Here is a 2,655-nt window from a genome sequence, read left to right on the forward strand (position 1 = left end):
GCTAATTCCAGGAGGAACTACGATGGCTACGGAGAATTCAAAAACAACTAACGAAGAGAGAAGAGTCCATAAGGACGAAAAATACTTGCAAGAGTTCAAGTCGAGACAACCTGTCTCGTCGGATAACAGTCCGGACTCGAAGCTTACACTCGAAGACTATGAGCGGGCATTCAAAGTGGGTATGCCAATCGAGTAGCGGCATCCTCGGTATTCCGAAAGAGCAGCCATATCATGACTGCTCTTTTTTAGTGGACACTCTGGTCGTCCTTTGTCTTAATTGACTCAAAACTGCCTTCCTGTTACATTGGCGGCACTATGGGAAACATCATCAACTACATCCCCACTCAGACGGACCGGCAGGTCATGTAGTTTTTGTATTCTCACCATACGCAAAGCACAGTAATCTGCCGCCCGGCAGTTTTTTGTTGTATTCCGATTATTACTAACCTTTGCGTATGTATTCATTACAAAACATCTCCCTATCCTTTAACGACCGTCAAATCCTTGATGGAGTAGGCCTTCACCTTTCCCGGGGCGAGGTTACTGCTCTTATTGGTAGAAATGGGTCTGGAAAAACCACGCTTCTGCGTATTGCTGCAGGTGAGTTGAAGCCTGATACTGGCAGCATTTCCCACGATGGGGAGCGCCCTGGTTATCTACCACAAGAAATGGAAAATACAGTCGGTACCGTAGGCGGTTTCTTTTCTGAGTATTCAGTGGGTGAAGTACATGCAGCTTTGCGCCAAGTTGATTTGCAAAACACCGATTGGGCTCAGTCGGTCTCAACCTTAAGTGGTGGGCAGAAGACGAAACTTGGTCTTGCAAAGGTACTTCTGGATAATCCCACGATATTATTGCTTGACGAACCGACTAATAACTTGGACCTTCAAGGTTTGGAATGGCTGACTAACTTCGTTAAAAACTTTCATGGGGCCGTTTTGCTTACCTCTCATGACCGTTCCTTTTTAGACGCTGTGGCAACTCGGACAGTGGAACTTAAAGATGGCGCGCTGAAAGTGTACGGTGGTAACTATACGTTTGCCCGTACCCAACAGCAGTATGAGAGGGAGGCATATCAGGCTAAATACGAAGCACAGGAAAGTTACAAAACCCGGCTTGAAAAAGATATTGCCAATACAAAGAATCAGGCAATCGGGGTGGAGCTGAGTACTACTAACGATATTACTCGCCGTTATGCGAAGAAAGTGGCACGGAAAGCGGTAGTTCGGGAAGCACGGCTTAAGCGGGAAATGTCTGGTACGGACTGGCTTGAAAAGCAACGAAGTGAAGATCTGGTGTACTTGCCCCTACCTGAAACCATGGTTCCTGCAAGTAAGATCGTTGTTGAAGTGAGGGAAGTCTCTAAGAGTTTTGAGGGGAGAGAAGTACTATCGAGTCTTTCCTTCCAATTACTTGGTAGCCAACGAGTCCTAATATCTGGGCCGAATGGAAGTGGCAAGACTACACTCCTTAGTTTGATCTTGGGAGGGCTAGAGCCGGATGGTGGCGAGGTTAAGATCGGCGCGGGGATTCGTGTCGGAAGCTTGTCGCAGGATATGAGTGGCCTTTCATTGAGATCTACTGGTAAGACGGAGCTTTTGGCTACGAAGGAGCGTCCTACTCGGTGCTTCCAGTATGCCCGCGCCTTAGGTTTAACGGTGACGGATCTTGAACAAGAGGTTGGTAGCCTCTCGAGAGGCCAACAAACTAAGCTTGCCTTAACTAAGGTATTGCTAGGTAGCCCGCAGTTACTAGTACTTGATGAGCCAACCAATCATATTGAGCTGGAAGCACGTGAGGCTATTGAAGCTGCGCTGGAAGAGTTTGAGGGAGCGATTCTGGTTGCCTCACATGACCGCTACTTTGTCGAAACGTTAGATATCGACAAGGAAGTACTACTTGAATCCCGTATAGTGGAGGCATAACTCAATTCTATGAAACCGCAGCTCCTTGAAACCCAACAAATTGAAGCATTCTTAAGTAAGCATCTTGGAAGTGATGTGCAAGAAGTGTCACCGATTGGGAGGGGAAGCTGGTCTCAAGCCTTCTCATTTAGCCACAGTGACACTGACTTTGTTGCGCGATTTGGCGTGCACATTGAAGACTTCTTAAAGGATGAGGTGGCATCAAAATTTGCAACGGCGGACCTTCCAGTTCCGAAGGTGCTTGAAGTAGGCGAGGCGTTGGAGCGTTACTTCTGCATTTCGGAGCGAGCGTATGGCGAAATGCTGGAAGGTTTGCCAGAAGATAAAATGCGGGAAACTGTTCCGGCGGTACTGCGAATGCTTGACGGTCTTCGTGACACTGACGTAAGTTCAACGGCTGGATTTGGCCTATGGCATGCTGACGGAAACGCCCCACAAAAGAGCTGGGCTGAATTCCTTCTCGATGTTGATAATGAAACTGAAAGAGTACACGGCTGGCATGCAAATATGGCGCAATTTCCAGACGTGGTCGCTTCCTACGATGAGATACTCGGATACCTTAAGTCGCATCTTAACCAGTGCCCAGAAATACGGCACTTACTTCACACCGACTTATTGCACTTTAACGTCATGGTCGGAGATGGGAAGATAAACGCTGTAGTAGATTGGGGAAATAGTATGTATGGAGATTTTCTTTATGAGCTCGCGGCTTTCACGTTTTATGCGCCTT

At 47.5% G+C, this 2,655-nt stretch carries 4 protein-coding genes; 3 read left to right on the top strand and 1 reads right to left on the bottom strand.

The annotated features are described in order from the left end of the window. Positions 1-196 (top strand): hypothetical protein (locus tag VLA04_00660; protein ID HSI20209.1); only part of this gene is annotated, 196 nt, incomplete at its 5' end. Between the two features lie 86 nt (positions 197-282). Here the strand turns inward: VLA04_00660 and VLA04_00665 are convergent. Continuing rightward, entirely contained in the window at positions 283-465 is a 183-nt protein-coding gene (locus tag VLA04_00665) for a hypothetical protein (protein HSI20210.1), read from the bottom strand. On the opposite strand from VLA04_00665, the gene VLA04_00670 reads away from it, so the two are divergent. Together VLA04_00670 and VLA04_00675 are read left to right on the top strand one after the other, a co-directional pair. Further along, positions 456-1,925 (top strand): ABC-F family ATP-binding cassette domain-containing protein, encoded by a 1,470-nt coding sequence (locus VLA04_00670; protein ID HSI20211.1) that lies wholly within the window; start codon positions 456-458, stop codon positions 1,923-1,925. The two genes, VLA04_00665 and VLA04_00670, sit on opposite strands and share 10 nt — an antisense overlap. A gap of 9 nt (positions 1,926-1,934) precedes the next feature. Continuing rightward, on the top strand, positions 1,935-2,655 hold a 721-nt coding region (locus VLA04_00675), incomplete at its 3' end, for an aminoglycoside phosphotransferase family protein (GenBank protein ID HSI20212.1).

The organism is Verrucomicrobiia bacterium, assembly GCA_035460805.1.
GTDB lineage: Bacteria > Patescibacteriota > UBA1384 > CAILIB01 > CAILIB01 > DATHWI01.